This is a genomic window from Collinsella stercoris DSM 13279, from assembly GCF_020735465.1.
In the GTDB taxonomy this organism is placed as follows: domain Bacteria; phylum Actinomycetota; class Coriobacteriia; order Coriobacteriales; family Coriobacteriaceae; genus Collinsella; species Collinsella stercoris.
Genome location: NZ_CP085935.1, coordinates 1,724,201 through 1,750,773, shown reverse-complemented (window position 1 = coordinate 1,750,773; position 26,573 = coordinate 1,724,201). Strand labels below are relative to the sequence as shown.

Here is a 26,573-nt window from a genome sequence, read left to right as displayed (position 1 = left end):
TTGCGGTTTGGCGGCTGCGCTTCACCTGCTAAAATGAAGAATTGCATGAACAACCAGCGAGAAGGAAGCCGCGTGTCATGAGCTCGAAGCCGTCCTACTACATCACCACGCCGATTTACTACGTCAACGCCGACCCGCACCTGGGCACCGCGTACTCCACCATCATCGCCGACGTCCAGGCGCGTTACCGCCGTGCCGCCGGCTACAGCGTCAAGTTCCTGACCGGCATGGACGAGCACGGCCAGAAGGTCGCCGAGGCCGCCGAGAAGCACGGCATGACCCCGCAGGAGTGGTGTGATTCCCAGGCTCCGCACTTCCATGAGCTGTGGGAGGAGCTGGAGATCTCGAACGACGACTTCATCCGCACAACCGAGCCCCGCCAGAAGCGCGCCGTGCAGTACCTGTGGGAGCGCATGCAGGAGGCCGGCTACATCTACAAGGGCAGCTACGACGGCTGGTACTGCGTGCCGGATGAGACCTTCTTCACCGAGACTCAGGTCGAGAAGGCCGACGAGGCCCGCGGTACCGAGGGCCAGCACCTCTGCCCCGACTGCCATCGCCCGCTCGAGCGCGTCAAGGAGGAGAGCTGGTTCTTCAAGCTCTCCGCGTTCCAGGACAAGCTGCTCGCGCTCTATGACGAGCACCCGGATTTTGTCCAGCCCGACTTCCGCATGAACGAAGTCCGTTCCTTCGTGGAGGGCGGCCTGAACGACCTCTCCGTTTCCCGCACGTCCTTCGACTGGGGCATCCAGGTCCCGTTCGATGACGAGCACGTGACCTACGTGTGGTTCGACGCGCTTACCAACTACATGACCGCCGTGGGTTACGGCCAGGAGGGCGACGAGGCGGCGGCCGACTTCGCCTACCGTTGGCCGGCGCAGACCCATATCGTGGGCAAGGACATCATCCGCTTCCACTGCGTGATCTGGCCCGCAATGCTCATGGCGCTGGGCGAGGCCCTGCCTGAGCACGTTTTCGCTCACGGTTTCCTCACCGTCAAGAACGAGGAAACTGGCAAGGCCGAGAAGATGTCCAAGTCCCGCGGCAACGCCATCGCGCCGCGCGAGGTCATCGAGAAGCTCGGTGTCGAGGGTTATCGTTACTACTTCATGACCGACGTTACCCCCGGCACCGACGGCGCCATCAGCTTCGGCCGTATGGAGCAGGTCTACAACGCCGACCTCGCCAACAGCTGGGGCAACCTGATCTCGCGCTCCACCAATATGTGCATCAAGTACTTCGAGGGCGCCACGCCCGAGCGCGACTCCAGCGCTGCCGGCTACGCCGAGAACCCGCTGGCAGCCGTGGCCGACGGCCTGTTCGAGCGCTACGCCGCCAAGATGGAGGCCTTCGCCTACGGCGACGCCGCCAAGGAGGTCATGGAGCTCGTCCATGCCGCCAACCTCTACATCGAGAACTCCGAGCCGTGGACACTCGCCAAGGATCCCGCGAAGACCGGCGAACTCGCCAACGTGATCTGGAACCTGCTCGAGTGCATCCGCATCACCGCGCACCTGCTCATGCCGCTCATGCCGAGCACCAGCGCCGAGGCGCTGCGCCGCATCGGCTGCGAGGGCGAGGCCGCCACGGACAACATGGCAGCAGCCTGCGCGTGGGGCCAGCTCGCCGCGGGCCTGCCGGTCGAGAAGGGCGAGGCCCTGTTCCCGCGCTTGGCGTAAGGGCTGTTTGCGTCGAAATGTGCTGGGCGCATGCTCCGCACGGGGCACGGCCAGATAAAGATGAGAGGAAAGGCGCCGAGAGGCGCCTTTCCTCTGACTCGGGTTTGAGTTTTTGCTCCCTGTGCGTGGGATGCAAGCCACAAATCGAGTGAAAAGGTAACGAAGATCCGTACCTCCCGAGTAGACGCCAAAGATAAAAGACTTTATCAGGGAAAACAAAGGTCAAATTGCGCGTGTACTCAGGACGTCGTGAAGTTCGTTACCTTTTCGCCTGATTTGCGGCTTCAACGGGGGCCGACGGGTCATTTGCAGGAATACAATCGTCTTCGTTTCTGGCTTGGCTGCACCTTCTCAATCACGAGGATTGCATGAGGGTCACGATACATCGTTTCGTTTCTGGCTTGACCGCAACTCAGGCCCTCGCTGCCTCAACCCAAGCCATGCTCGGGTCGGCTCCGGTCCGGCTCGGGTTGCGTTTGCGCGCCTCGGCCCATTTTTGGCCAACTTCGTTCGTCACAGCCACAGTTCCAGCCCGTCTTTTGCCATAACCGGTTCCGCGACGGCTCGGCGACATCTCAGCTTCGTTCAAGATTGACTTGGTTTGGATCGGCATTCGACCTGTTTCGTTTTGGCTCCAACCCGGTTCCGACTGCGCTCGGGCTGGCCTTCGGCCCAGCTTCTGCCTTGATGGGTCTTGTCCCAGCTGCGGCTCGCCATTGCCCGGCTTCTGGCTGGGCTGGTAAGCTAGGCACGTTGTAATACGTCATCGTGAAGGGTTTCGCCCATGACAACCTCCCCTCTGGCCAATCCCTCCGCCACGCGAGAGATACTCGAGGCCTTTGGCCTGGCCACAAAGCACCGCCTGGGGCAGAACTTCCTCATCGACAACCATGTGATCGAGCGCATTATGGATCTCGCCGAGCTCACGGGTTCCGAGCGCGTGCTCGAGGTGGGTCCCGGTATCGGCACGCTCACGCTGGCGCTTGTGCAGGCCGCGGGCCGCGTGACTTCGATCGAGATGGATTCCGAGCTCGAGCCGGTGCTCTCGGCCCATGCGATCGACCATCCCAACTTCAACTTCATCATGGGCGATGCGCTCGCGGTCCCGCCGGCGCAGATCGCCGAGGCGCTTGGTGGTGAGTCCGAGCTGCTCGTGGCAAATCTGCCGTACAACGTCGCGGCGACCATCATCCTGCAGTTCTTCCAGACCATGCCGAGCCTCAGGCGTGCGGTGGTCATGGTGCAAAAAGAGGTTGCCGACCGTATCGCCGCCGTTGCCGGCACTAAGGTGTACGGTGCCTACACGGTCAAGCTTTCCCTGTATGGCGAGGTCACGGGTCGTTTTGAGGTGCCGCCGCGTTGCTTTATGCCCGCCCCGCACGTGGATTCGGCGGTTGTGCGCATCGATCGCGTGGGCTTCCCCGGCACGTTGTCGGATCGCCGAGTTGACGCTGCGTGTGGCACGGATGCTCCGGTTTCGACGGCGGGTTCTGATGGCGTTTTGACATGCGACTCGAATGGGGGCCAGGATGGCGCCTCAGTTCTGGTGCTGGCCGGGGCTCCGAGCGCTGAGGACATCGCGCGCGTGGTCGATGCCGCTTTTGCCCAGCGTCGTAAGACCATTCGCAACTCCATGAGCGCCAACGGTTTTGACAAGGCGGCGCTCGATGCGGCGTTCGCCCAGTGCGACATCGCGTCGACCGCTCGAGCGGAGACCCTGTCCACGATCGAGTTCGTGCAGCTCGCCGCGGCTCTTGCGGCTGCATCCGCTTTGTCGTAGTCGCAGCAAACGAGGAGAAACACCATGACCTATGAACCAATGCAGCCCGCGTGTGCGCCGGGGACGGTGCCGTCCGCCGGTGTGTGGCCGTCTGCAGAGGATGGGCTGGCGGGTTGGGAGCAGCTGCAGTTCACCAAGAAGAACAAGGTGCTCGACTTGCCCCGACCGCAGGCCCCGCTGTTCGATACGCATGCTCACCTGCGCTCCTTTTGGGGCGAGGATAAAGACCCCGTTGCAGTCCTCGTGCGCGCGTACCGCGCCGGTGTCCGCGGGCTGGTGACGTTGTTCGACCCCGTGGCGGATGCGTGTGAGGAAACCCCCGATGCCACGGCCTTTTCTGCCTGGCTGCAGGACGTGGCGTCGCGCACGGCGCAGGCGGGGGCCCCGTTGCCGGTCCGGTATCTGGTGGGCGTGCACCCCTATGGCACGGCGGACTACACGGATGCCGTGCATGCGCAGGTCGAGGCGGCGCTGGACGACCCGTGGTGCGCGGGCGTGGGCGAGGTTGGCCTGGACTATCACTTCGACGCGGACGACGACATCGAGGCGGCTCCTCATGAGCTGCAAATGGATGTGATGGCGCGGCAGGTCGAGCTGGCCGTGCGTCGAAACGTTCCGGTTGAGCTGCATCTTCGCAACGATACCGGCGACGCGGCGCGCCAGGCGCACGCCGATGCCGCGCGCGTGTTGGGGCAGGTGGGCGTGCCGCGCGCCGGCTGCGTGCTGCATTGCTTTGGCGAGGACCGTGCCACCATGGAGCGGTTTGTGGACCTGGGCTGTCACATCGCCTTTGGCGGCGCCGCCACGTTCAAGCGCAACGACGAGGTGCGCGAGGCGTTTGCCGCCTGCCCGCTCGATCGCCTGCTGCTCGAGACCGACTGCCCCTACATGGCACCCGAGCCGATCCGCGGCCTCGAATGCGAGCCTGCGATGATCGCGCAGACGGCGGACACGCTCGTGTACGACCGCTGCGACCGTACGGGAGAGCTCCCGAGCACGATCGCCCGGGCATTGTGGGACAACTCGGTCGCCCTCTTTGGGTAAAAGGCGGGGTAGCAATATGCAACACATGAGGGGAATGATCCGGTGAGCGCGAAAAAGCACGCAGACGCAAAGAAGATGGACAAGGCGGCGGCAAAGGCGGCGCGCCGGGAGGAAGACGCGCGTGCCCAGGAGGCCGCTCAGGAACTGCGTGCGCGCCGAGAGGCCGCCCGCGGCCCCGCGCCCATCGACAACCAACTGCACCGCGAGCTCCCGCTTACCAAGGTTGCGTACGGCCTGCTCGCCCTCACCGTTTTCATGTTTATGGTCGCGCGCCTTGGGGTGTATTTGGCCAACGCGGAACTCGAGAGGATCGCGAGCATCGCCACCACGCTGTTTTTCCTAGCAACGTTCATCGTGTGGTTTGCCTCGCGCCATCAGGCAAAGAAGCTCACGAAAGAGCGCGGGCAGGGCGACGGCGCCGGAGAGTAATACCTGCGCGTGGCTGGCAGGCGAGTAATGGTCGCGCGTGGTTGACCGAGGGGTAATGCCCGCGAGCTGTTGACTGGTGAGCAACGTCTGCGCGTGGTTGACGGGCGATTTGCCAGAAAAAAGACAAGGAGAGATGCATGAACTGTTCGGCACGCCGTTCCCTCACCGAGGTGGGCGTGATATCGCTCGCCTGTGCCTTGGCGACTGTGTTGATCGATATCGTTTTGATGACGGCGCCCGTGGAGAGCATGGAGTGGCTGACATCGGTTTTGTCCGTCGTCTCGCTGGCCCTTCCCGTTTTGCTGTTGGTGGCTGAGGTGCGCGCGTGGCTGGCGATAACTCGTGCGGGCTCGGATGCATTTAACCTGAGCGGAAAAGTGGTGCTGGCCGCTGCGTTGTGGTTTGGCGGATCGCTGCCCGCGGGGATCGTCGCATTCGTTCGCGCGCTGCTGTTCGGCTCCATCGCTTCGGTGGTGCCCATGTTTTTGGTGCAGCTCGGTATGGCGCTGGTGTGCATCGCTGCCGTTGCCGGCCGCGTGTCCAAGGTGCTGTCGCGATAGGGCTCCGGGTGTGTCGTCGCGATGAGGCGACGGACCATCCGGCACCCAACCTGCCTTGATACGCCCCGGCAGCTGTGGGCACCCCCTTCATGGGGGCAGCTTGCAGCCGCCGGGGCGTTTACCGTGCATGATCCGCTGCTGCGCGGGGGCCGCCGCGCTCGACCTGCGGGCGTCCGAGAGTCTTCCGCGCCATCTGTCGTTTCCTGCGGCCGCCCGAGAGCTTCCTGCGCCACCTGTCGGTGCCTGTGAGCTCCTTGCGCCCATTGCCATCGTTGGGCCGAAATGGGACGTTCGCCCGCGTGCGGAGCGGGGTCGGGTCGGACCCATGCGCGGCGCGAGATCAAGGAAAGCCCATGTGCGGAGCATGTGCGGGCAAAGCCGCCCGCGCTGAAGCGCCGGGTCAAACCCTTGCGCCGCACACGGGCTCAGCGTTCGCGCTTATTCCTCGCGGTCGAACTCCTCGCTTGCATCGAGCGGGCGCCCGGAGTAGTTGAGGTGCTCGGTCACAGACGTCGTGTCTCCCGTCTCGATAAAGCGCGCGGCGGCCTGTTGGTAGTCATCGAGCGCGCGCTCAAAAAGGGCGGGGAAGCTCTCCGTGCTCGTGTGCTGCGTAAACGGGTTGACCCATTCCCGACACGCCAGATTGCCTGCTCCCGCGGGGGCTTCGGCGGTGACGCGATGTCCGAGCGCTTGGAGCAGCGAGTAGTCTTTGACCAGGCCTTCCAGGCGCGCGAGCGCATCGGAACGCAGCGAGCCCGCGGGCTCGATCATGCGGTAGGCGAGCTGCATGTCGGCGACGGCCCCGCCGTACTCGTTGGCCCCCACGCTCAGGCCGTACACGCTGCTTGCCACAAAGCTCATGAGGGCTCCGGCGACCTTATCGATGCGCGCGTTGGTGACCAGCTCGCCTACGGGCGGGTAGTCGGCGACGGTGGCGCCATCGCGCTTGAGCTGGAGCATGAGAACGTCAAGGTCGCTCTCGATGACCGCGTGCACCTGGCTGCCCGCGCCGGTGAGGTCGCCGTCAACCTCTTGAATGCCCCACTGCTGGGCGTACACAAAGGGGTGCGCGTTGCGGTCGAGCACGTAGTGCGAGAGCAGGCCGAGTGTCCATGCGCGGCCAACGCCGGCGTCGGAGGGCTGCAGGTGCGCAACCCCGTCGCGCAGCGCGGCGAGCTGGCGCGACATGCGGCTGCGGTGCATCACGCGGGCCAGTTCCATGCAGGCGCCCATGTGAGGCGTGCGAAAGCGGAAGAAGAACGGGTCGGGGCCCTGGTTGGCGAGCAGAAAGGCGGCGCGCTCGTCATCGGAGGTGATGAGGCCATGGGGCAGGCGCTCGATGCTCTCCTCGCCAAACAGGCGGTGGGTAATCAGTGCAGGCATGGTGCCTCCTTTTAAACAGACGTCTGTCGCTCATTATGCCCAGCAAAAGGTTGTTTTCTCAGATGAATTTGGGCGCGAACGAGGTGCGTCGGCTTCATGCAAAACGTCGTTGCGCGTGAAGGCGGCGGCCCCTCGGCCGGCGGCTGTTCGGGTTGCGCCCGATTGCGAGTCCGATCGAGTGTTCGCCCGCGCGCCCGCTGCCGACTACGAACTCGACCAAGTGCCTGACCATGGTGCCGCCACCGCCCAGAGCCCCGCCCGTTGCCGCCTGGAACCCGTGCCCGCCCGCGCGCTCGCCCGAGTGCCCGCCCGCGTTCCCGCCGCCGCCCGGGACCCCGGACGCGGCTCCCCGTGCGCTCAATAGAAACGATATTGAAATGGTTTTGAAATCCAAAATATTGCATGTAGCTGGGCAAATAGGGTATAACGGACACTTGTTTGATTGGCATAAGGAGGAGCGCATGGCCAATATGATCGAGATTCGGGGCCTGAATAAGTACTTTGGCGACCTGCACGTTCTCAAGGATATCGACCTCACGGTCAAGGAGGGCGAAAAGCTCGTCATCATCGGGCCGTCCGGCTCGGGCAAGTCCACGCTCATCCGTTGCGTTGATTACCTGGAGGAGCCCACGAGCGGCGAGGTCATCATCGACGGCACCCCGCTCACCAAGAAGAACCACCTGGAGATGGCGCGTACGTACAGCTCCATGGTGTTCCAGCAGTTCAACCTGTATCCCAACATGACGGTGCTGGGCAACCTCACGCTCGCGCCCATCAAGCTGCAAAAGAAGTCCAAGGAGGAGGCCACCGAGGCCGCCATGGCGGCGCTCAAGCGCGTCGGCCTGGCGCACAAGGCGGGCGAGTACCCGCAGAACCTCTCCGGCGGCCAGCAGCAGCGCGTCGCCATCGCACGGGCACTCTGCACCAAGCAGCCTATCATCCTGTTTGACGAGCCCACGAGCGCCCTGGACCCCGAGATGGTCCAGGAGGTGCTCGACGTCATGATCGAGCTCGCGCAGGAGAACATCACCATGATCTGCGTGACGCACGAGATGGGCTTTGCGCGCCAGGTGGCCGACCGCGTGATCTTTATGGACGACGGTCGCATCCTGGAGGAGGGCTCGCCGGAGCACTTCTTCGAGAACCCGCAGAACCCCCGTTGCCGCGACTTCCTCGCGAAGATCCTGCACTAGGGCGAGGCGATGCACATGAAGAATCTTGCGAATACCGCCCCGCGCGCCGTCGAGGCCCGGGGCCATGAGCAGGAGCGCCGCACCGCGGTACCGGTGCAGGACTCCGTTTCTGCTGCCGGTGTGCGCCCCGCTGCGGTACCGGTGCGGGGCTCCGTTGCTGCTGCCGGCGAGCGCCCCATCGCGCCGCACCGTGGCCGCACGTCCGCCTTTTGTCCGACGCGCCGTTCGCTGCTGCGCGGCCTCGCCGCCTCGGCGGCCCTGATGGGCGCGGGCGTCCTTGCGGGCTGTGGCGCGGGCTCAGGAGCGACCCAGCAGGGCTCCACGTCCGCCGCCCCCGGCTCCAAGTTGGCCGCCATTCAAGCGCGCGGTCAGCTCAACGCGGGCGTCAAGAAGGACGTTCCCGGCTACGGCTATTACGACCCGGCCGCCCGTACGTACGAGGGCATGGAGATCGACCTGTGCTATCAGGTCGCCGCGTCCATCTTTGGTGTGAGCTACGAGGAGGCGCGCGAGCGCGAGCTCGTGGCGTTCACCGACGTCACGCCCAAGACCCGCGGTCCGCTCATCGACAACGACCAGCTCGACATCGTGTGCGCCACCTACACCATCACCCCCGAGCGCCGCGAGAGCTGGGATTTCTCAAGCGCCTACCGCACGGACTACGTGGGCCTCATGGTCAAGAAGCGCAGCGGCTTCAAGCGCATCGCCGACCTCGACGGGCGCATCATCGGCGTGAGCCAGGGCGCCACCACGCAGGGCCTCATCGAGCAGATGCTTAAAGACGAGGACATTGACGCCACGCCGGAGTTCCTGGCGTTCTCTGGCTACCCGATCATCAAGAGCTCGCTCGACGCGGGCAACATCGACTGCTTCGCCATGGACCGCTCCACGCTTGCGGGCTACATGAACGAGACGGTCGAGCTGCTTGAGCCCGAGGTCAAGTTCGGCGAGCAGCAGTACGGCATTGCTACCAAAAAGGGCAGCGACCTGTCTGCCGTGGTCGATCAGACGGTGCTCGATTGCGCCGCAAGCGGTTGGCTCGATGAGAAGATCAAGGAATGGGGGCTGGTGTAAATGCTCGAAGGTTTGCTTGACCCCCAACGCTGGTCGTTGGCGTTTGCCAACATGGACACTTTTTGGGATGGATTTGGCGTAACTCTGCAGGTCGTGGTCGCGGGCCTCGCTCTGGCGCTCGCGCTCGGCACGCTGCTCGGCGTGTTCTCCACCACGCGCTCGCGCGTGCTGCGCGGTATCTCCCGCGTGTATGTCGAGTTCTACCAGAACACGCCGCTGCCCGTGCAGGTGCTCTTTATGTATATGGCGGGTCCGCAGTTCCTGCAGGCTGTGACGGGCGCCGCTCAGCCGGTGCGCATCGCGCCGTTCGCGCTGGGCGCGCTGGGCGTCGGCCTGTATCACGCGGCCTACGTCGCCGAGGTTATCCGCACGGGCATCGAGGCCGTTCCGCGCGGTCAGATGGAGGCGGCGCAGAGCCAGGGGTTCTCGCGCCTGCAAACGTACGCCTACATCGTGTTGCCCCAGACGTTCAAGATCATCTTGCCGCCCCTGTGCAACCAGGCGCTCAACCTGGTCAAGAACACCTCGGTGCTCGCCCTCGTGGCGGGCGGCGACCTCATGTACCGCTCTGATAACTTCGTGAGCCTTTACGGTTACCTGCAGGGCTACATCATCTGTTGCTTCATGTACTTCCTGATCTGCTTTCCGCTTGCCATGCTCGGCCAGTGGCTTGAGCGTCGCAGCAAGGAGCGCCCGCGCGCCAAGGTCATTCCCGGCGTGACCGATGTGGCGGCTACGGCCAACGGAAAGGAGGCGTAAGCGATGGAGATCTTCAATGCAACGAATCTCGTCTACATCATGGGCGGCTTCGTCAAGACCATCGAGATCTCGGCGCTGTCCATCGTCTGCTCGGTCATCCTGGGCACGGTGCTCGCCCTCGTCAAGGCCTACGGGCCGCGGCCGCTTCGCTGGTTGGTGAGCGCTTATATCGAGCTGTTCCGCTGCACGCCCAACCTGCTGTGGATCCTCTTTATTTACTTTACGGTGCAGGGTCTGGACATCTTTATCTCGACTCTCGCGTTCACGCTGTTCACGAGCGCCGTCATGGCCGAGATCGTGCGCGCGGGCCTCAACGCCATTCCCGCCGGTCAGTTCGAGGCGGCGCAGAGCCAGGGCTTCGGCTTTTTTGCCACCATGCGCTACATCATCTTGCCGCAGACGTTCAAGACCATCACGCCCGCGCTGTTTGGCCAGTGCACCACGGTGATCAAGGACAGCTCGTATCTATCGGGCATCAACGTTGCCGAGTTCATGTACACCACCAACGTCGTCATGGCCCATGCGGTCTCGCTCGATCAGGTGCTCATGCTCTATGGCTTTGTGTTCGCCCTGTACTTTGCCCTGAACTTTGGCATCTCGCTGCTGGTGCGCCGGTTCCAGCGTAGGGCAATTGCCGCGTAAGCGACTTGGCGCGGCGCACCGTTGAAGCGGGGCGCCGTGTGCGATGGGCGCGGGCGGGCACGACCCGAGGCGCGGCGGTGCGTGGTTGTTCGTACGCTGCCGGCCACATGCGGGCGCATGCCTCAGGTTGATTGCATGTGCCCCGCTCCGTCCACACCTTGCCGTTGTTGAAAGGACTGTCATGGGATTTTTGAAAAACATGCACGAACGCAGGATCGCCGCAGATCAAGAGGCGCGCGTCGATCAACCCGTGGTCATTACCATCGCGCGCGACTATGGCGCCGAGGGGCACGAGATCGGCAAGATGCTCTCCGTCGAGCTGGGGATTCCGCTGTATGACAACGAGCTGCTCGTGCGCTCCGCGTCGCGCGCGGGCGAGGCGTTGGACAAGGTCGCCGAGTACGATGAGCGCATGGCGGCGGAGTTCATGGCGTTTTTGCCCGATCGGGTCGACTCGCGCACGCTCTCCGATAAGCTGTTCAAGTCGATGAGCCAGGTGATTGTGGATTTGGCGGCTACGCGGAGTTGCATCATTGAGGGCCGCCTGTCCGACTACCTGCTGCGCAACAGCCCCAACCACATCGCCGTGCTGGTGACGGCGCCGTTTGATGAGCGCGTCGAGATCGTTCGCGCCAAGCGCGGGCTGGACAAGCGTGCGGGTGCCAAGCTGGTGCGCGAGATGCAGCATGCGCGCGAGGCGTTTTATAAGCGCTATTCCGCAGGCAAGTGGAAGATGACGGACGGCAAGGACCTCGTGGTCAACCGCGCGAAGCTCGGACGCCAAGGCTGTGTGGACGTGATTGCGGCGGCGTACCGTTTCAAACTGAGCGAGCTTGATCAGGTAAAAACGGGCGTTGAGCAGCGTCAAGACCAATAGCTGGCGGGGAACGCCGACAAGGTCGATAGCGGGCATGGAACACCAGCAAGACCGATAGCGGGCATGGAACGCCGACAAGGTCGACAGCGGTCTTGGAAGGCCGACAGGATCGATAGCGGTCGTGGGGCTGCGCAAAGATCCACAGAACCAAGACGGCGGGGCCCCTCTTTGGGGTGCCCTGCCGCAAATCGCGCGATTATGTAACGAATTTTCCAATGGGTCGAGTAGACCTTGCAAAACATGAGCGTTTTCCCAGATAACGCTCATCGATTTGGGGCTTGTACTCGGAGGGTCGCGTTTTTCGTTACATAATCGCCTTATTTTTGGCAGCGATTCGCCATCGCAATGTTCCGATGCGCGTGTCGCCATAAATCTAAGTATGTTGCGCTTAGATTTGATGACTATATGACGCTTAAAAAACTTCCATTACATTGAATAACTGAGTGCGGGACGGGCATAACGAAGATGTCAAACAAAGGCACGCACCCGCTGAGCGCGTGTTTAGCGCGGGGCATGGACCCCGCGCGCATCACGAAGGAGTGATCGATTATGGCAATGGTTCCGTATCGTCAGGGTTATGGCGTTCTCCCCGTTTCCGCCAACTCGCTGTTCAACATTTTCGACGACATGATGGATATCCCGCGTGCCGCGTTGTCCTCCAAGGCGTTCCCCATCGACGTTGAGGACAAGGGCGATGCCTACGAGGTCAAGGCCTACCTCACCGGTGTGACTAAGGACGATCTTGACGTCGAGCTTAACGAGGGCCGTCTGTCCATCTCCGTCAACGCTGAGGAGAAGGAAGAGGACAAGGGCAAGAACTACCTCCAGCGCGAGTTCACTTCCTACAGCGCCACCCGCGGTGTGTATCTCAAGGACGCGGCGAGCGAGGGTTTGTCCGCCACGTTTGCCGACGGCGTGCTCACGGTCAACGTTCCCAAGTTCGTTGAGAAGAAGAACGTCACCAAGATCGCCATCGACTAGCCTTTCCGGTAAGTCCCGCCGCCGCCCCGGCGCCTCTCAAAAGGCGCCGGGGCATTTTCATGGCGCGCGGCCGGCATGCGGGCCGCATGAGCCGCAAGACGAAGGGGGCGCGTCGGTGCGCTTTTCCGCAGATGCGGCAAACGTTGTGTTAAATTGCCCCATCCCACGCATATACACTATGTTGGGCAAAAAGCACGCTACAAGGGGAGGGTCCAGCATGGCTGCGGAAACCAAAGAGTACAAGAGCTATCTCGCGAACAAGTGCGTCATCGGCTACGGCATCATCAACGGCATCGTCAACGCGGCGATCTTCTTCGGCATGAACGCCTCCAACCCCGATGTGACCTTCGCCGCCGGCAAGATCATCGAGGAGATCGTCATGACCGGCGCCCTGCTCGGCCTGATCCTCACCTGGTGCGTCGTCCCGCTCACCAAGATGGACCTCAAGAAGGGCGTGTACAAGGCCGACGCCGATTGCAACAGCATCATCGCCAAGCTCCCCGGCGGCACCGTGACCCTGTCCATCCCGGTCGGCATCATCGCCGCCCTCATCGCCGGCGCCCTGGCCTGGGTCTTCACTCTCGTCCTGCCCCTGCCGCTCACCCGCACCAGCATGATGGTCTTCAAGGGTTGCATGTGCGCGATCGTCGGCCTCGTGTCCGGCTTCATCGTCGTGACCCGCACCACCATCGGCTTCGAGCTCGAGGCCAAGTAGGCATATCCATGCGCATATCGCGCGGCGCTTTTGGCGTGACGCGAAGCCACAGGGCCCCGCTTCGGCGGGGCTTTTTTCGTCGGCGGGGCCTCGCCTTCGGCGCGCTGTGCGGACTGATTGCCGTAGATACGGCAGATGTACTGCTCAAGTGCGTGAATATGTCGGCGTATCCTCATTTTGAACACAGTGATCCGGCGCCTGCGCGCCGCTGCGGAGGCGGATGGGGACCGCCGATTGGGCGCTTGTCCGGACCTGTTTTTCGAGAGGGGGCGTAAAGGAGCGTCTCCCGTAGAAGAAAGGAAGATGCTATGGCGTCTACTGCTGCAAAGGAGGGGAAGGAGAAGTTCCTCGTTCTCCCGATTCTCGTCCTTATCCTCGCCCAGATGGGCACCTCGGGCGATAACGGCGCCCTGTCGCTCGCCGCCACCGCCCTCACCCAGGACCTCGGCGCCACCGTCGCCGACATCCAGCTCGCCAACATGGTGTACTCCCTCATGGCCGGCGCCTTCATGATCGCCGGCGGCATGATGGGCACCATTATCGGCTGGAAGAAGAACTTCCGCATTGGTGCCGCCCTGTGCGCCCTCGGTGAGGTCGTCCTCGCCTTCGCCCCCAACATGATGGTCTTCATCTGGGGCGGCCGCGTCCTCGTCGGCTTCGGCGCCTCCTTCATGATCCCCTCCGTCCTGGGCCTCGTCCCCAAGATCTACTTCGGTGCCAACCGCGCGCTGGCGTTCGGCTGCATCGGCGCCGCCTCCGGCCTCTCCGCCCTGCTGCCCCTCGTGCTCGGCGTGGTCATGGAGATGGCCGGCATGAAGGTCACCTTCCTCGTGCTCGCCGCCTACTTCGCCATCGTGCTGCTGCTCTCCTTCAAGCTGCCCGAGATCGAGCAGAATGACGGCAAGCTCAAGTTCGACGGCATCGGCGTCGCCCTCGCCGGCCTCGGCCTGTTCCTGTTCCTCGTCGGCATCTCCCAGATCTCCTCTTGGGGTCTCGTCGAGGCCTTCCCCGGCGCTCCCTCCATCGCCGGCTTCTCGCCCGCCATCCCCATGGTCATCGCGGGCCTGATCATTCTCGCCGTCCTCGTCGTCGTCGAGAAGAAGGTCGAGGCCAAGAACGGCCTCGCCCTGCTGCCCCAGTCCTTCCTCAAGACCCCGCAGGTTCTCGCCGGCCTCGCCGCCTCCGCCATTACCTTCTTCTTCATGGGCGTCCAGGCGATCCTCATGGCTCCCTACCTGCAGCTCGTCGCCGGCTGGTCCGCCATCACCGTCGGCGTGATCTCCATCGTCACCGGCGCCCCCACCTTCGCGTTCTCCATGGGCATCCCCAAGTTCTGCCCGAACGCCAATCCCCGCCGCGTCATCCAGCTCGGCTACATCGTCATGGCCGCCGCCCTCGGCTGCATGGCCATGGCCGTCACCAAGACCGGCGTGAACAATATGCTCATCTACCTGGGCGCCTTCCTGGCCGGTGCCGGCGCGGGCATCGTGTCCTCCCAGGCCAACAACGTCGTCGCCCTGGCCGTGAACGAGCGCGACGCCGCCCAGTCCGGCGGTATCCAGACCACCATGCGCAACGTGGGCCAGGCCCTCGGCATCGCCCTGCTCGGCGCCGTCCTGCTCTTCGGCATCACCAATTCCGTGAAGTCCGAGGCCGCTTCCAACGACGCGATCTCCCCCGAGGTCAACGAGCAGCTCGCCGACATGAACTTCTCCCTGGTCTCCGACGCCAACTTCGAGGCCCAGATCGCCGAGATCGACATGTCCGACGCCGAGCGCTCCGAGCTCGTCAAGATCAACCAGGACTGCCGCTACAACTCCACCCGCATGGCCTACGCCGTGGGTGCCGCGATCGTCCTCGCCGGCCTGCTGACCACCCCCGCCATCAAGATCTTCAAGAAGGAAGAGGCGTAATCTTCAATGAAGAAGCTGTATTTCAACGGTGATATCCTGCCCATGACGGGCGAGGGCGACACCTTCGAGGCCCTCGTGGCCGAGGACGGCGTCATCGCCTTCACCGGCTCGCTCGCCGACGCGCGCGCGTTCGCCGCGGACGCCGAGGAGGTCGACCTGGACGGCGCCTGCCTCATGCCCGGCCTGATCGACCCGCACAGCCACATCGCCGGTTCCAACCAGTACGTTGTCGCGGCGCAGCTCGAGAACTGCAAGAGCTTCGACGAGATCGTCGAGACCATGAAGGCCTTCGCCGAGCTCAACAACATTGGCCCCGACAGCGTGATCATGGGCGTCTCCTACGATCAGAACTCGCTGGTCGAGGGCAAGCACCCCAACCGCCACGTGCTCGACCAGGTCTCCACCGAGATCCCGGTCGTGGCCATCCACGCCTCCAGTCACATGCTGGTCGCCAACACCCGCCTGCTCGAGCTCACCGGCATCACCGCCGAGACCGCCGACCCCGAGGGCGGCCGCTACGGCCGCGAGGCCGACGGCGTGACGCCCGACGGCTACTGCGAGGAGCCCAACGCCATGTGGCCGGTGTTCGGCCAGGTGCAGTCGCGCCAGAAGTTCGACATGGACCAGCTCATCATTCAGATGCAGCAGGTCTACACCGAGCACGGCATCACCACCTGCCAGGAGGGCGCCACCACCGCCGACCAGCTCGCCATGTTCGCGGGCTTCGCCAAGAAGGGCCTGCTCAAGATGGACGTCGTGAGCTATCCCATGCATGGCGAGGACGTCGACAAGATGCTGGCCGACTACGCCGAGTTCGACAGCCGCGATTACACCGGCCACCTGCGCATCGGCGGCCTGAAGATGTTCTTCGACGGCTCCCCGCAGGGCCGCACCGCCTGGATGACCGAGCCTTACGCGCCCGGTGACGAGGGCGAGGGCTACTGCGGCTACGGCACCATCTCCGACGATGACGCCTACGATTACATGCGCAAGGCCATCGACGGCAATCACCAGCTGCTCGCCCACACCAACGGAGACGCCGCCGCCGACCAGTACCTGCGCGTGTACAAGCGCGCCCTGGCGGATTCCCCCAACGAGGCAAAGCACGAGCTGCGCCCGGTGATGATCCACTGCCAGACGGCCCGCCGCGACCAGTATGAGCAGATGCCCGAGATTCACATGATCCCGTCCATTTTCACGAACCACATCTGGTACTGGGCTGATGTGCACCTCAAGAACTTCGGCCCCGTCCGCGGCGGCCGCGTGTCCGCCGTGCGCGACGCGCTCGACTGCGGCCTCACCCCGACGTTCCACACGGACTGCCCGGTGCTGCGCCCGAACCTTTTCGAGAGCGTGTGGTGCGCCGCCAAGCGCGTGACGAAGAACGGCGTCCAGCTCGACGAGGACCAGAAGATCTCCGTCTACGAGGGCCTCGAGTGCATCACCAAGAACGGTGCGTTCCAGTACGGCGAGGAGGACCGCAAGGGCACCCTCGAGGTTGGCAAGCTCGCCGATCTCTGCATCGTCGAGAAGAATCCGCTCAAGGTCGAGCTCGACGAGGTCCGCGACCTCAAGGTCCTCGAGACCATCAAAGAGGGCGAGACCATCTGGAAGGCCTAACCGCCGACCGGGAAAACCGCATCACCCGGAGCTCCGAGCTCTAAGATGGGACGCCTGGCGCCACGTGCGCCGGGCGTCCTTTTTTCGCGATGGGGGCGGGCGCGAATCGGGGATTCCCGGTCCATGGGTGGGCAAACGTCGCCAACGGGAGGAATTCCTCAACACGCGCCCGCCTCCAATTGGGACGTCGGGGCGCACGTGTGCCGATCGGGCTCTACAGCTCGCTGGGCGCGAGCCCCATGGAGACGAGTTGGCGCCTGAACGTCTGGGAAAGGGCCCCCAGGGCTCGTTCGTCGGCGGTCGAGACCGCGAGGACCGCGGCATGGGTGAGGCGCGTGCGCCTGAACGGGATTTGCGCGTCGATGTCGCATATCAGGCTCCCGGTCCTGTTCGCCTCATGGGAGAAGTAGGTGAGGATGAACGTGCTCCCGCAGGTGAAGGAGCACATCTCGAAGATCTTCGAGAACTCCTCCTCCGATCCCGACCACATACGCTCGCCCGTCAGTTCGCGGTGCAGGGCGTGCTTGAGCGACTCGCCCTCATTGCGGGGGAGCTTCTTGACGCAGGGCTCCTCGATGGCGGGCGCCTCGCCCTTCATGCGGTGGCTCGCGATGGCGAGGACGGCGTCGTTGATGTGGCGTCGGTCCTGCTCGGTGATGGCGCTGGAGATGACCGCGGTGGGAAGGTCCGTTTCGATCGGGTCGAACGAGATGAGCAGGTCCAGGCCGTCGAGGGGCGCGCTGCCGTCCGCCTGCTCGCTCTCGGGGATCACGCGGGCGATGCGGATGAAGGGCAGGAAGCGCTCGATGCGGTCGCGGGCGAAGAACACCTGCTCGACGCCGCAGTTGACCACGAGACCCGCCCGCCAGGCGTCGCTCACCGCGATGCCGTCCATGAAATCGAGCAGCAGCATGGCGATGCGGGTGAAGTCAGTCTCGAAGAGGTTGACCTTAGCGAGGGAGGGCGTGTCTCGCATGACCTGGGCGAGGCGCATGAACAGGGTCATGTTCTCGAACCGCACGGTCCAGGAGATCTCGGGGGGCAGGGCGATGGCGCGGTTCAGGCGCTTGTGTGTGATGCCCGCCTCGAAGAGCAGTGCCAGCGGCTTGCGCAGGTGCGATGCGGGGCAGGTGCCGTAGCGGTCGGACAGCGCGAGGAAGAGGTCCTCGGCCAGATGGGCCGATGCGCGCTCGGGCGTGAACGTCTCCTGGAAATCGGGTGTCCAGCGCCGCACCGCCACCAGGAACAACTCAGCGGCGACTACCCTCTCACCGGGCCCGAGTGCGATGCCGTAGTGTTCCTCGGCGTGGTCGAGCAGCGTGGCGAAGGCCGTCGGGACGGCGCCCGCGCGTGGCGGGATGGTCTTGCCCTTGCGGATGCGCAGCATCATGACCTGCAGGTAGATGGCGAGCTCGTGGCGCGCGTTATCGGTGAAGGGACAGTTCAGGGTGCGCTCGACCATCTCGATTTCATCGAAGAGGAACTGGCCGTCCCCGTCGAAGAGCTGGGGCTCCACCCGCCGCTTCATGGCCGTGGGGGCGAGTTCGAACAGGCTGTGCGTGACGAAGAAGCGTATGTTCTCCTCGGGCCCCACGACCGCGAGGCGCCGCCCACGCTCGATGCGCGCGCCGTAGGGGTAGAGCATGTCGTTCCAGGAGCGGATGTCCTCCTGCGCCTGTTGTTTGTTGGTGAGGATGGCGCGGGCGAGCGACTCGACGGTGTAGTCTCCCCGATAGTCGCAGATGAGCAGGAGGATGCCGCGGTAGAAGCGGTCGAGCGCGGGGTCCATGGCGAGCGCGCGCTCCTTCACCAGGCCGAGGATGCGCTCGCGCTCCGCGGGACTCGGGTTGAGCTGGATGCCCGTGCCGCGCTTGGACGTGGTGCGCGCGGCGAGGCCGTTTTGCTCCAGGAAGGTGTTGACGGCCGAGACGTCGTTGCGGACCGTCCGCTCGGAGCATGACAGCTCCCCGGCGATGGTCGCCGTGGGGATGTAGCTCGTGGTTGACGCGAGGACCTTGAGGAGGTTGGCCTGGCGGCGGTTGATGCTCATGGGTCTTCCATTCGGATGGTGCGCCCTCGGGACACGGCGGATATCGGCGAAATTGCCGCATCTGTGGCAAACTCGCTGCGGTAATAGCTTAACGATATTCATATGATGAAGGCACCTGTATTTTCACGATGACGTGCATAAAACGTCAATGGATGGTGATTGTCGTGAATTCCATGCGCGCGTGCACGGATGCGTCGGGGGAGAATCGCGGCGCTTCCGGCGCCTCCAAGGCGACCCTCTCCCTCGCGGTTCTGGCTTTGGCACAGCTGGGCGTCTCTGCCGACAACGGCGCCTTCTCGGTCGCGATGTCCGAGATGATGCGGGTGTTCGGCTGCTCCGTCGCCGACGTCCAGCTTGCGAACACCGTGTATGCCCTTATGGCGGGCACGTTCATGCTCGCCAGCGGCCTGCTCGGCCTCATGGTCGGTTGGCGCCGCACCTTTGTGGGGGGCATGGCCCTCATCGTCGTCGGCGAGATCGCGACCGCGCTCGCCCCCTTCATCGAGCTGCTCATCTGGGGCGGCCGCCTTGCCGTGGGCGTCGGCGCGAGCCTGGTGATTCCCTCGGTGCTCGGCATGGTCCCCTTGCTGTTCGAGGGTGATGGGCGCAAGCAGGCGTACGGCGTGATCGCCGGCTCCGCCGCCCTGGCGACCCTCGTGCCGATCCCGCTCGGCATGCTCGTCGACGGCCTCGGGTTTCGCTTCACCTTCGGCGTCATCGCCGCGTATTTCGGAGTGCTCGTCGCCGCCAGTTCGGCCCTACCCGTCTCGCAGCCGCACGCTTTCAAGAAATTCGACTTCCCCGGGGCGGTCCTCGCCTCTATGGGCCTTTTCGCCGTGATGTTCGGCCTCTCCCGCATCTCGGTGTGGGGTGTCGCGGAGCCGCTCCCCACCGCGCCCTTCACCGTGCTCGGCTTGTCCCCCGCGCCGTTCATCGCCGTCGCCGGCCTGGTGGTGCTCATCGCGCTCATCCCGGTCGAGGCGTGGATGGAGCGCACACGCGGCGTGGCGATCCTGCCCTCGAGTTTCCTCAGGAGCCCCCAGGTCCGCTCCGGTGTCGTGGCGATCGCCCTGCCGTTCTTCTATATGGGTGCCCAGGGCCTTGTTGCGACGTCGTTCTACCAGCTCGTGGTCGGCCTCGGCGGGACCGGCACGGCTCTTTTGGGCATCGTCTCGGGCGTGCCCATGCTCGTGCTCGCCACGGGCATCCCGCGCAAGTTCCCGCAGGCGAATTCCTGGCTCGTGGTGCGCTGCGGTTACGTCGCGATCGCCCTCGGGGCGCTCATGGCCGCCATCGGCGTCCGTGGTGCCTCGCTGACCGCCGTGATGATCCTCGGCACCCTGCTCGGCGGCATCGGCGTCGGCATGGTGAACTCGCAGTCGAACAACCTCGTCGCTTCCGCGGTGCCCGCGCGCGACGCTCAGCAGTCCGGCGGCATTCAGGGGGCCGCGCGCAACCTGGGCCTCGCGCTGGGTTCCGCCGCCATGGGCTCGGTGCTGCTGATCGCCGTCAACATGGGCCTCGACGCCCGAGTGGCGGCTGTGAGCTCGCTCGACGAACCGGTTCGTGTCTCGCTTGAGGAGACGGTGTACACCTATGAGGGAGACCTGTCGTTCTCGGCGCGCATGGACGGCATGGGGGTCGCTGAGCTTGCGGCCGGCGAGCTGGTCTCGGCCAACCGCGAGGTGCGCGCCGACGCCGGCGCCATCGCGATGTCGACTGTCTCGGTCATCGCGGGTCTCGCGCTGCTCACGACCTTCCCCAAAAAAGAGCAATTGGGGACAGGCGCAAATTGATTACCATGTCCACCGATGGCGAGACGCCGAGATGCGGATGGGGAAATCTGGTTTCTACCGAGGGGCTCGTGCAGAGCCCCTCACATCTTGAGTACAGCCCCTTTCAAGCTATTCGACGGTGAACGGGCGGTTTTGACCCGCCGCGTGGATGTGGAGGTCGACGCCCCCATCCGACCGTGCGAGCGTGGCGCTCGACCCGAGCTCGTTGTCGAGTTCGGCGCCCAGGGCCGCGGCGAGTGCGCGCACGGCAAGGCTCGGGCGGTTGTTCTCCTGCGAGATGTGCATGGCGACGACATGCTCGGTGCGATCGGTCACGAGCTCGCGGAGGGCGCCGGCGGCCTGCTCGTTAGAAAGATGGCCGAGCTCGGAGATGATACGGTCCTGCAGATGGCGCGGGTACGATCCGGTGCGCAACATGGGGACGTCGTGATTGCTCTCGATGGCCAGGATGCGCGCATCGCGCAGCAGGCTCATGGCGCCGGGCGGGAGCGTGCCCGTGTCGGTGACGTAGCCGATCGCGTCGCCTTGGCAGGAAAAGCGGAAGCCGACGGGGTTGATCACGTCGTGCGTGGTGGGGAAGGTCTGCACGCGCACGCCGGCGACCTCGAACTCCTCGCCGGGGCCGAACGTCTCGAACGGCAGGCATGCCAGGTACTTGCGCGCGTCGGGCGTGCCCTGGCTTGCGAAGAGCGGCCCTTCCCAGCGCTTGACCCACACGGAGACGCCGCTCACGTGGTCGCTGTGCTCGTGCGTGAGCACAAGGGCGCGCACGTCGTTCTCGTCCAGGTCGAGCTCGTGTATGCGCGCGAGCACCTCACGGCGCGAAAAGCCATTGTCGATCATGATGAGCCCCTGCGGTCCTTCCACGAGGGAGCAGTTGCCGCGCGAGCCGCTGCCGAGGACGTGCAGGTGCAGGGCGCGCGCGACCGCGGGCGAGGGTGAGGGCGCCGCATCGGTGCAAACGGCGGCTCCGGCGCAAGCGGTGCCTGCGAGGCGCGCCGAGCCGAGGTTTTTCGACCGATCATCGACAGGGGGATTTGGGCCAGGCGCGTTCGTTAAAGAATCGTGAGCGCGTGCAGCGTTGCCGCATGTGGCGTTGGGTCGGTTCATGGCGTCGGGTGCTCCTCACAGATACAATGCGTACAGGAATATATGGTAGGAAGGCGACATATGCCCACGGTTTTCCAACGATACGGAGCACGTCGCGGCGCCGCGGCGTCCATGGCGAACGCGTCGCGCGCCGGCGAGCTGAGCGCTCCGGTGGTCCTTATGGTATCAGGCGGTGCGGACTCGACCGCGCTGCTGCTCATGGCCTGCACGGGTGCCCTCGACATCGCGGACGGTCGCGGCCCGGCGCGCATCGCCCGCGAGCGTTTGCACGTTCTGCACGTCAATCACCATCTGCGCGGCGAGGCATCCGACGGCGATGAGGCGTTCGTACGCGAGCTGTGCGCCCGCGAGGGGCTGCCCCTGTGCGTGGAGCACGCGAGTTTCGCCGACCTGGGCGGGCAGAACCTTGAAGCGGCCGCGCGCGACGTGCGCTATGCCGCCGCCCGTCGCTACGTGCGCGAGCTCTGCGCCCAAACGGGTGCGCCGCGCTCCGCCGCCCGCATCCTCACGGCGCACACCGCAAGCGATCGCGCCGAGACGTTCTTCATGAACGCCATCAAGGGGTCGGGTGCGGCGGGGCTGTCGAGCATCCCGCGCCGCCGCAACATCATCGTGCGACCCCTGCTCGATATGACCCATGCTGACCTCATTCGCTATCTGCAGGTCGCCGGCCAGTCGTGGCGCGAGGACGAGAGCAACCAGGACACCGGCTACCTGAGGAACTTCGTCCGCCATCGCCTCATGCCCGTCGCCGGGGAGCGCAATGCGAACGTCGCCCGCAACGTGAGCGCGGCGTGCGACATCCTCGGCGATGAGGACGCATTCATGTCCCAGCTGGCGTCGACGGCCCTGCGCAGCTGCGTGCGCCGTCGCGCATCGGGCCTCATCGTACTCGACGTATCGCGCCTTGCCGCCGCGGAGGTCGCCATCGCCCGACGCATGGTCCGGCTGGCCGTGCGCGAGCTCGACGGCGAGGCCCGGCTGGAAATGCGCCATGTGGAGGCGGTGCTCTCGTGCGTCGCGATGGGCGAGGGGTCGGTGACCCTGCCGTCGGGAATCGACGCGCGCATCGAGTTCGGCACGCTCGCCCTGCGCACGCCGACCGAGCGCGAGGGTGCCACGGCAGGCTGGCTTGCCATCCCGGGCCGCTTGCGCGTGGCGGCGGGCACGCTGGAGGCGCAGCTGCTCGAGGTCCCGGCGGGTGCGGACCCCGTTGCCCTGGCGCGCGAGGCGTCGACCCCGGCACGCGAGGCGCCAGCCCGGATGTGCGAGGCGTCGCCCGGGCCGTGCGAGGCGTCGACCCCGGCGTGCGAGGCGTCGACCCCGGCGTGCGAGGCGTCGCCGGTGGGCCAGTCCTCATGTCAGGGGCTTCCGCCGGCAACATCACAAGGCCTGGACCGGGAGCTTTTGTCGGCATCGCTGCGGGACGCTCCGTCATGCGCGTCGTCGGCCACCGTGCTCATCGACGCGGCGGCCCTCGGCTACGCGACGCACGAGCTGCCGCGCCTGGCGGAGGACCAGCGCTGGGGCGCATCGGGCTCGCAGCAGCCCGACCGTGACGCGCTGCGTCTGTGGGTCGACGTTCCCGCCGCGGGTGACATGTTGTGCCCCTTTGGCATGCACGGTCGCAGCAAAAAGCTCTCCGACCTGCTCAACGAGGCACATGTGTCCTTGGCGGAGCGCGCGGTCACGCCCGTGCTGCGCACCACGCCGGGCGGAGCGATTGTGTGGGCTGCCCCCATTCGGCTCGACGATCGCTTCAAGTGCACCGCGACCAGCAAAGTCTTGGTAAAATTAACGTTTCGTCCCATTGCTGACGTGCGGTGAGCCGCAAACGGGTATCCTGCACATTGACCGTACCTGCACCACGAAAGGGAAGCCATGGAAACGCTCCATCCAGATGTTGAGAAAGTCCTGTTCACCGAGGAGGACATCGCGGAGATCGTCAAGCGCCTGGGTGCAAAGATCACCGAGGATTACCAGGGCAAGGACCTCGTGCTCATCGCCGTCCTGCGTGGTGCCGTCGTCTTTATGGGCGATCTGATGCGCGCCATCGACACCAAGTGCGCCATCGACTTCATGGCCGTTTCCAGCTACGGCAACGGCGTCAAGTCCTCGGGCATCGTGCGCATCATCAAGGACTTGGACATCGACATCAACGGCCGCGACGTGCTGATCGTCGAGGACGTGCTCGATTCCGGTCTGACGCTCAAGTATCTGATGAAGAACCTGGCCAGCCGCCACCCGGCCTCGCTGGAGGTCTGCACCTTCCTGTGGAAGGACGTCGAGGGCAAGCAGGCTGCCATCGACCCCAAGTACGTGGGCACGCACTGCCCCGACGAGTTCGTGGTGGGCTACGGCCTGGACTACGCCGAGCGCTACCGCAACCTGCCCTATGTGGGTGTGCTCAAACCGGAGGTTTACGCATAATATGACCAATCGTACAGACTGTACCGACGATTGCATGCAGGGACCCGTCGTTCTCTATTCCGAGGGCGACGGGTTTGATGCAGACAACGGGGGCAATCGCCCCACGCCCCCAACCGGCTCGGGCCCTGCGGATTCCGGCTCCGGTGCCCCTGGCGGCAAAGGGGGCCGGCCTGGCGGTCCCTCCCGCGCGAGCTGGATTTACTTCGCGTTTGCCTGCATCCTGTTGGGATACGCTTTCTGGAGCCTGGGCGGCGGTCTTCAGACGCAAGGCAATTCGGATGAGCTCGCCACGAGCGATTTCGTCGCCGCCGTCGAGGACGGCCGGGTGCACGATGCCACCTACACGGTGGCCGATGGGTCCGTGAGCGGCACCTATTGGCCCGAGGGCGAGAAGAAGACCAAGGACAACTTGGAGCAGTTCAACTCCACCTATGTGGGCTCCGACTCGCTGGCCGCCCTCATGGCCGAGCACCCCAAGACCACGTATAAGGTGGATACCGAGGATCCCGACCTGCTGCTCGATCTGATCCTGGGCATTCTGCCGACGGCGATTATCCTGATCGCCATGGTCTACTTCATGCGCCAGATGATGGGCGCCAACAACAAGGCCATGCAATTCGGCAAGACCAACGCCAAGACCAACGCCGCCACGCGCCCGAACGTCAAGTTCAAGGACGTCGCCGGCATCGACGAGGCGGTCGAGGAGCTCGAGGAGGTCCGCGACTTCCTCTCGGATTCCGAGCGCTTCCGCAAGCTCGGCGCCAAGATTCCGCGCGGCGTGCTGCTGGTCGGTCCTCCCGGCACCGGCAAGACGCTGCTGGCCAAGGCCGTGGCCGGCGAGGCGGGCGTGCCGTTCTTCACGATTTCCGGCTCGGAGTTCGTCGAGATGTTCGTGGGCGTGGGCGCGTCGCGCGTGCGCGACCTGTTCAAGAGCGCCAAGGAGCAGGCGCCGTCGATCATCTTCATCGACGAGATCGATGCCGTGGGCCGTCAGCGCGGCGCCGGTTTGGGCGGAGGCCACGACGAGCGCGAGCAGACGCTCAACCAGTTGCTCGTGGAGATGGACGGCTTTGAGGAGAACGAGAGCGTGATCCTCATCGCGGCGACCAACCGCCCCGATGTCCTCGACCCCGCTCTGCTGCGCCCGGGCCGCTTTGACCGTCAGATCACGGTCGATCGCCCCGACGTGCGTGGCCGCGAGCAGATCCTGCGCGTGCACGCCGCAAACAAGCCGCTCGACACCGACGTGAGCTTTGAAAAGCTCGCGCAGCTCACCGTGGGCTTTGCCGGCGCCGACCTGGCCAACCTGCTCAACGAGGCGGCCCTGCTCACGGCTCGCCGCGGGCGCTCGCTCATCTCCATGGACGAGATCGAGGAGTCGATGGAGCGTGTGATGGCGGGCCCGCAGCGCAAGAGCCGCGTGATGAGCGAGGCCGAGCGGACCACGATCGCCTACCACGAAAGCGGCCACGCGCTGGTCGGGCACATCCTGGACAACGCCGACCCCGTGCACAAGATCTCGATCATCAGCCGCGGCCAGGCGCTCGGCTACACCATGCAGCTGCCCGCCGAGGACCATTTCCTCAAGACGCGCGGCGAGATGCTCGACGAGCTCGCCGTGTTCCTGGGCGGCCGCGTTGCCGAGGAGCTTATGTGCTCGGATGTCACGTCCGGCGCGAGCAACGACCTGGAGCGCGCAACCAAGATGGCGCGCGAGATGGTCACGCGCCTGGGCATGAGCGATGAGCTGGGCACGCAGGTGTTCGGCGAGGCGCAGCACGAGGTATTCTTGGGTCGCGATTACGCCGATCACCAGGATTACTCCGAGGAGACCGCCCGCCGCATCGACGCCGAGGTCCAGCGCATCATGCGCGAAGCTCACGCGCGCGCCGAGGAGATCCTGGCTGCCCGCCGCGATCAGCTCGACCTCATGGCCAAGGTGCTGCTTGAGCGCGAGACGGTCGAGGGCGATGCGGTGGTGGCGCTGCTCGATAACGAGTGGGACGCCTATCTTGAGCGCGAGGGCGATATCGTTGCCGCCAAGGAGGCCCGCAACAACGCAGCCGCCAACGGTGCCGACCCTGCGGTGGTCGAGGCCGAGCGCGCCCGTCGCGCCAAGCCGCGTCAAAGCGACGAGGAAATCGCGGCCGAGGCCGCCGCGTTTGCCGAGGCCGCCGTTGCGGGTGAGGCAGGCGAGCGCGCGGATGCGCCCGGCGAGGCCTGCGAGCAGACGGACGCGCCTAGTGATACCAGCGAGTATGCGGGCGCGTCCGGTAAGGCCAGTGTCGTCGGTGCCGAGGAGCCCGCTGGGGCTGGCGCGGCTGTCGAAGAGGCTGGCGCAGCTGAGAGGGCTGCGGAGGATGCGGCTACTGGCGACGGCGACAGCCAGCGTTGACGGCCGTTGCCGAACATGTCGCATTCAAATTGCGTTTCATTGCAGAAGCCCGTGTGTTCGCGCGGGCTTCTTTGCATTCGGGGTGTCGGTGCCAGAAACATCGATGCACTATAGAAAACTCGGTGCACTTCTAGAAACATCGA

Annotated in this window: 21 protein-coding genes; 18 read left to right on the top strand and 3 right to left on the bottom strand. The window is 64.9% G+C overall.

The annotated features are described in order from the left end of the window. Positions 1 to 77: 77 nt before the first annotated feature. From metG to LK434_RS07460, 5 genes are all read left to right on the top strand, one after another. Positions 78 to 1,679, top strand: coding sequence for a methionine--tRNA ligase (metG, locus tag LK434_RS07480; RefSeq protein ID WP_006719426.1), 1,602 nt, complete (start codon positions 78 to 80; stop codon positions 1,677 to 1,679). A 784-nt stretch (positions 1,680 to 2,463) separates the two neighbouring features. Beyond that, a complete protein-coding gene (gene rsmA, locus LK434_RS07475; protein ID WP_006719434.1) occupies positions 2,464 to 3,459 on the top strand; it encodes a 16S rRNA (adenine(1518)-N(6)/adenine(1519)-N(6))-dimethyltransferase RsmA in 996 nt (331 codons plus the stop codon). A 24-nt stretch (positions 3,460 to 3,483) separates the two neighbouring features. Continuing rightward, positions 3,484 to 4,503, top strand: coding sequence for a TatD family hydrolase (locus LK434_RS07470; RefSeq protein ID WP_227917694.1), 1,020 nt, complete (start codon positions 3,484 to 3,486; stop codon positions 4,501 to 4,503). Positions 4,504 to 4,545: 42 nt separating this feature from the next. Next, entirely contained in the window at positions 4,546 to 4,932 is a 387-nt protein-coding gene (locus LK434_RS07465) for a hypothetical protein (RefSeq protein WP_006719437.1), read from the top strand. A 137-nt stretch (positions 4,933 to 5,069) separates the two neighbouring features. After that, positions 5,070 to 5,492 (top strand): hypothetical protein, encoded by a 423-nt coding sequence (locus LK434_RS07460; protein ID WP_006719439.1) that lies wholly within the window; start codon positions 5,070 to 5,072, stop codon positions 5,490 to 5,492. Positions 5,493 to 5,930: 438 nt separating this feature from the next. Here the strand turns inward: LK434_RS07460 and LK434_RS07455 are convergent, their stop codons facing one another. Next, positions 5,931 to 6,875, bottom strand: a complete 945-nt coding sequence (locus tag LK434_RS07455) for a zinc dependent phospholipase C family protein (protein WP_006719441.1) — start codon at positions 6,873 to 6,875, stop codon at positions 5,931 to 5,933. 461 nt (positions 6,876 to 7,336) lie between these two features. On the opposite strand from LK434_RS07455, the gene LK434_RS07450 reads away from it, so the two are divergent. From LK434_RS07450 to LK434_RS07410, 9 genes are all read left to right on the top strand, one after another. After that, a complete protein-coding gene (locus LK434_RS07450; RefSeq protein WP_040362018.1) occupies positions 7,337 to 8,068 on the top strand; it encodes an amino acid ABC transporter ATP-binding protein in 732 nt (243 codons plus the stop codon). Between the two features lie 9 nt (positions 8,069 to 8,077). Then, positions 8,078 to 9,142: a transporter substrate-binding domain-containing protein gene (locus LK434_RS07445; protein ID WP_227917693.1), complete on the top strand. Its 1,065-nt coding sequence runs from the start codon at positions 8,078 to 8,080 to the stop codon at positions 9,140 to 9,142. Continuing rightward, positions 9,143 to 9,901: an amino acid ABC transporter permease gene (locus LK434_RS07440; RefSeq protein ID WP_006719449.1), complete on the top strand. Its 759-nt coding sequence runs from the start codon at positions 9,143 to 9,145 to the stop codon at positions 9,899 to 9,901. 3 nt (positions 9,902 to 9,904) lie between these two features. Beyond that, complete coding sequence (locus LK434_RS07435) at positions 9,905 to 10,543, top strand: amino acid ABC transporter permease (protein ID WP_006719452.1); 639 nt, start codon at positions 9,905 to 9,907, stop codon at positions 10,541 to 10,543. A 181-nt stretch (positions 10,544 to 10,724) separates the two neighbouring features. Beyond that, positions 10,725 to 11,420 carry a cytidylate kinase-like family protein gene (locus LK434_RS07430; protein ID WP_006719455.1) on the top strand — a complete coding sequence of 232 codons (696 nt, stop codon included), beginning with the start codon at positions 10,725 to 10,727 and terminating at the stop codon, positions 11,418 to 11,420. 549 nt (positions 11,421 to 11,969) lie between these two features. Further along, complete coding sequence (locus LK434_RS07425) at positions 11,970 to 12,401, top strand: Hsp20/alpha crystallin family protein (RefSeq protein WP_006719459.1); 432 nt, start codon at positions 11,970 to 11,972, stop codon at positions 12,399 to 12,401. A 217-nt stretch (positions 12,402 to 12,618) separates the two neighbouring features. After that, positions 12,619 to 13,116 (top strand): hypothetical protein, encoded by a 498-nt coding sequence (locus tag LK434_RS07420; protein WP_148334404.1) that lies wholly within the window; start codon positions 12,619 to 12,621, stop codon positions 13,114 to 13,116. Positions 13,117 to 13,424: 308 nt separating this feature from the next. After that, positions 13,425 to 15,029, top strand: a complete 1,605-nt coding sequence (locus tag LK434_RS07415) for an MFS transporter (RefSeq protein WP_006719463.1) — start codon at positions 13,425 to 13,427, stop codon at positions 15,027 to 15,029. A gap of 6 nt (positions 15,030 to 15,035) precedes the next feature. Next, positions 15,036 to 16,649, top strand: coding sequence for an amidohydrolase (locus tag LK434_RS07410; RefSeq protein WP_006719465.1), 1,614 nt, complete (start codon positions 15,036 to 15,038; stop codon positions 16,647 to 16,649). A gap of 214 nt (positions 16,650 to 16,863) precedes the next feature. On the opposite strand, the gene LK434_RS07405 is transcribed toward LK434_RS07410, so the two are convergent. Then, positions 16,864 to 18,699: a BglG family transcription antiterminator gene (locus LK434_RS07405; RefSeq protein ID WP_006719467.1), complete on the bottom strand. Its 1,836-nt coding sequence runs from the start codon at positions 18,697 to 18,699 to the stop codon at positions 16,864 to 16,866. Positions 18,700 to 18,872: 173 nt separating this feature from the next. Here LK434_RS07405 and LK434_RS07400 point away from each other — a divergent pair, with 173 nt between their 5' ends. Beyond that, complete coding sequence (locus LK434_RS07400) at positions 18,873 to 20,495, top strand: MFS transporter (protein WP_227917915.1); 1,623 nt, start codon at positions 18,873 to 18,875, stop codon at positions 20,493 to 20,495. Between the two features lie 108 nt (positions 20,496 to 20,603). On the opposite strand, the gene LK434_RS07395 is transcribed toward LK434_RS07400, so the two are convergent. Then, complete coding sequence (locus tag LK434_RS07395; protein WP_040360585.1) at positions 20,604 to 21,410, bottom strand: MBL fold metallo-hydrolase; 807 nt, start codon at positions 21,408 to 21,410, stop codon at positions 20,604 to 20,606. A 255-nt stretch (positions 21,411 to 21,665) separates the two neighbouring features. Here LK434_RS07395 and tilS point away from each other — a divergent pair, with 255 nt between their 5' ends. Genes tilS through ftsH form a run of 3 tightly spaced genes read left to right on the top strand, consistent with a single transcriptional unit; the run spans position 21,666 to position 26,430 of the window. Further along, positions 21,666 to 23,432 carry a tRNA lysidine(34) synthetase TilS gene (gene tilS / locus LK434_RS07390; RefSeq protein WP_227917692.1) on the top strand — a complete coding sequence of 589 codons (1,767 nt, stop codon included), beginning with the start codon at positions 21,666 to 21,668 and terminating at the stop codon, positions 23,430 to 23,432. 54 nt (positions 23,433 to 23,486) lie between these two features. Continuing rightward, positions 23,487 to 24,035 (top strand): hypoxanthine phosphoribosyltransferase, encoded by a 549-nt coding sequence (gene hpt / locus LK434_RS07385; RefSeq protein WP_006719488.1) that lies wholly within the window; start codon positions 23,487 to 23,489, stop codon positions 24,033 to 24,035. A gap of 1 nt (position 24,036) precedes the next feature. Continuing rightward, positions 24,037 to 26,430 (top strand): ATP-dependent zinc metalloprotease FtsH, encoded by a 2,394-nt coding sequence (ftsH, locus tag LK434_RS07380; RefSeq protein WP_317134270.1) that lies wholly within the window; start codon positions 24,037 to 24,039, stop codon positions 26,428 to 26,430. Positions 26,431 to 26,573 lie beyond the last annotated feature (143 nt).

Coding starts and splice junctions, on each gene's coding strand:
- metG (WP_006719426.1), top strand. CDS start 78: ATGAGCTCGAAGCCGTCCTACTACATCACCACGCCGATTTACTACGTC.
- rsmA (WP_006719434.1), top strand. CDS start 2,464: ATGACAACCTCCCCTCTGGCCAATCCCTCCGCCACGCGAGAGATACTC.
- LK434_RS07470 (WP_227917694.1), top strand. CDS start 3,484: ATGACCTATGAACCAATGCAGCCCGCGTGTGCGCCGGGGACGGTGCCG.
- LK434_RS07460 (WP_006719439.1), top strand. CDS start 5,070: ATGAACTGTTCGGCACGCCGTTCCCTCACCGAGGTGGGCGTGATATCG.
- LK434_RS07455 (WP_006719441.1), bottom strand. CDS start 6,875: ATGCCTGCACTGATTACCCACCGCCTGTTTGGCGAGGAGAGCATCGAG.
- LK434_RS07450 (WP_040362018.1), top strand. CDS start 7,337: ATGGCCAATATGATCGAGATTCGGGGCCTGAATAAGTACTTTGGCGAC.
- LK434_RS07445 (WP_227917693.1), top strand. CDS start 8,078: ATGCACATGAAGAATCTTGCGAATACCGCCCCGCGCGCCGTCGAGGCC.
- LK434_RS07440 (WP_006719449.1), top strand. CDS start 9,143: ATGCTCGAAGGTTTGCTTGACCCCCAACGCTGGTCGTTGGCGTTTGCC.
- LK434_RS07435 (WP_006719452.1), top strand. CDS start 9,905: ATGGAGATCTTCAATGCAACGAATCTCGTCTACATCATGGGCGGCTTC.
- LK434_RS07430 (WP_006719455.1), top strand. CDS start 10,725: ATGGGATTTTTGAAAAACATGCACGAACGCAGGATCGCCGCAGATCAA.
- LK434_RS07425 (WP_006719459.1), top strand. CDS start 11,970: ATGGCAATGGTTCCGTATCGTCAGGGTTATGGCGTTCTCCCCGTTTCC.
- LK434_RS07420 (WP_148334404.1), top strand. CDS start 12,619: ATGGCTGCGGAAACCAAAGAGTACAAGAGCTATCTCGCGAACAAGTGC.
- LK434_RS07415 (WP_006719463.1), top strand. CDS start 13,425: ATGGCGTCTACTGCTGCAAAGGAGGGGAAGGAGAAGTTCCTCGTTCTC.
- LK434_RS07410 (WP_006719465.1), top strand. CDS start 15,036: ATGAAGAAGCTGTATTTCAACGGTGATATCCTGCCCATGACGGGCGAG.
- LK434_RS07405 (WP_006719467.1), bottom strand. CDS start 18,699: ATGAGCATCAACCGCCGCCAGGCCAACCTCCTCAAGGTCCTCGCGTCA.
- LK434_RS07400 (WP_227917915.1), top strand. CDS start 18,873: ATGCGCGCGTGCACGGATGCGTCGGGGGAGAATCGCGGCGCTTCCGGC.
- tilS (WP_227917692.1), top strand. CDS start 21,666: ATGCCCACGGTTTTCCAACGATACGGAGCACGTCGCGGCGCCGCGGCG.
- hpt (WP_006719488.1), top strand. CDS start 23,487: ATGGAAACGCTCCATCCAGATGTTGAGAAAGTCCTGTTCACCGAGGAG.
- ftsH (WP_317134270.1), top strand. CDS start 24,037: ATGACCAATCGTACAGACTGTACCGACGATTGCATGCAGGGACCCGTC.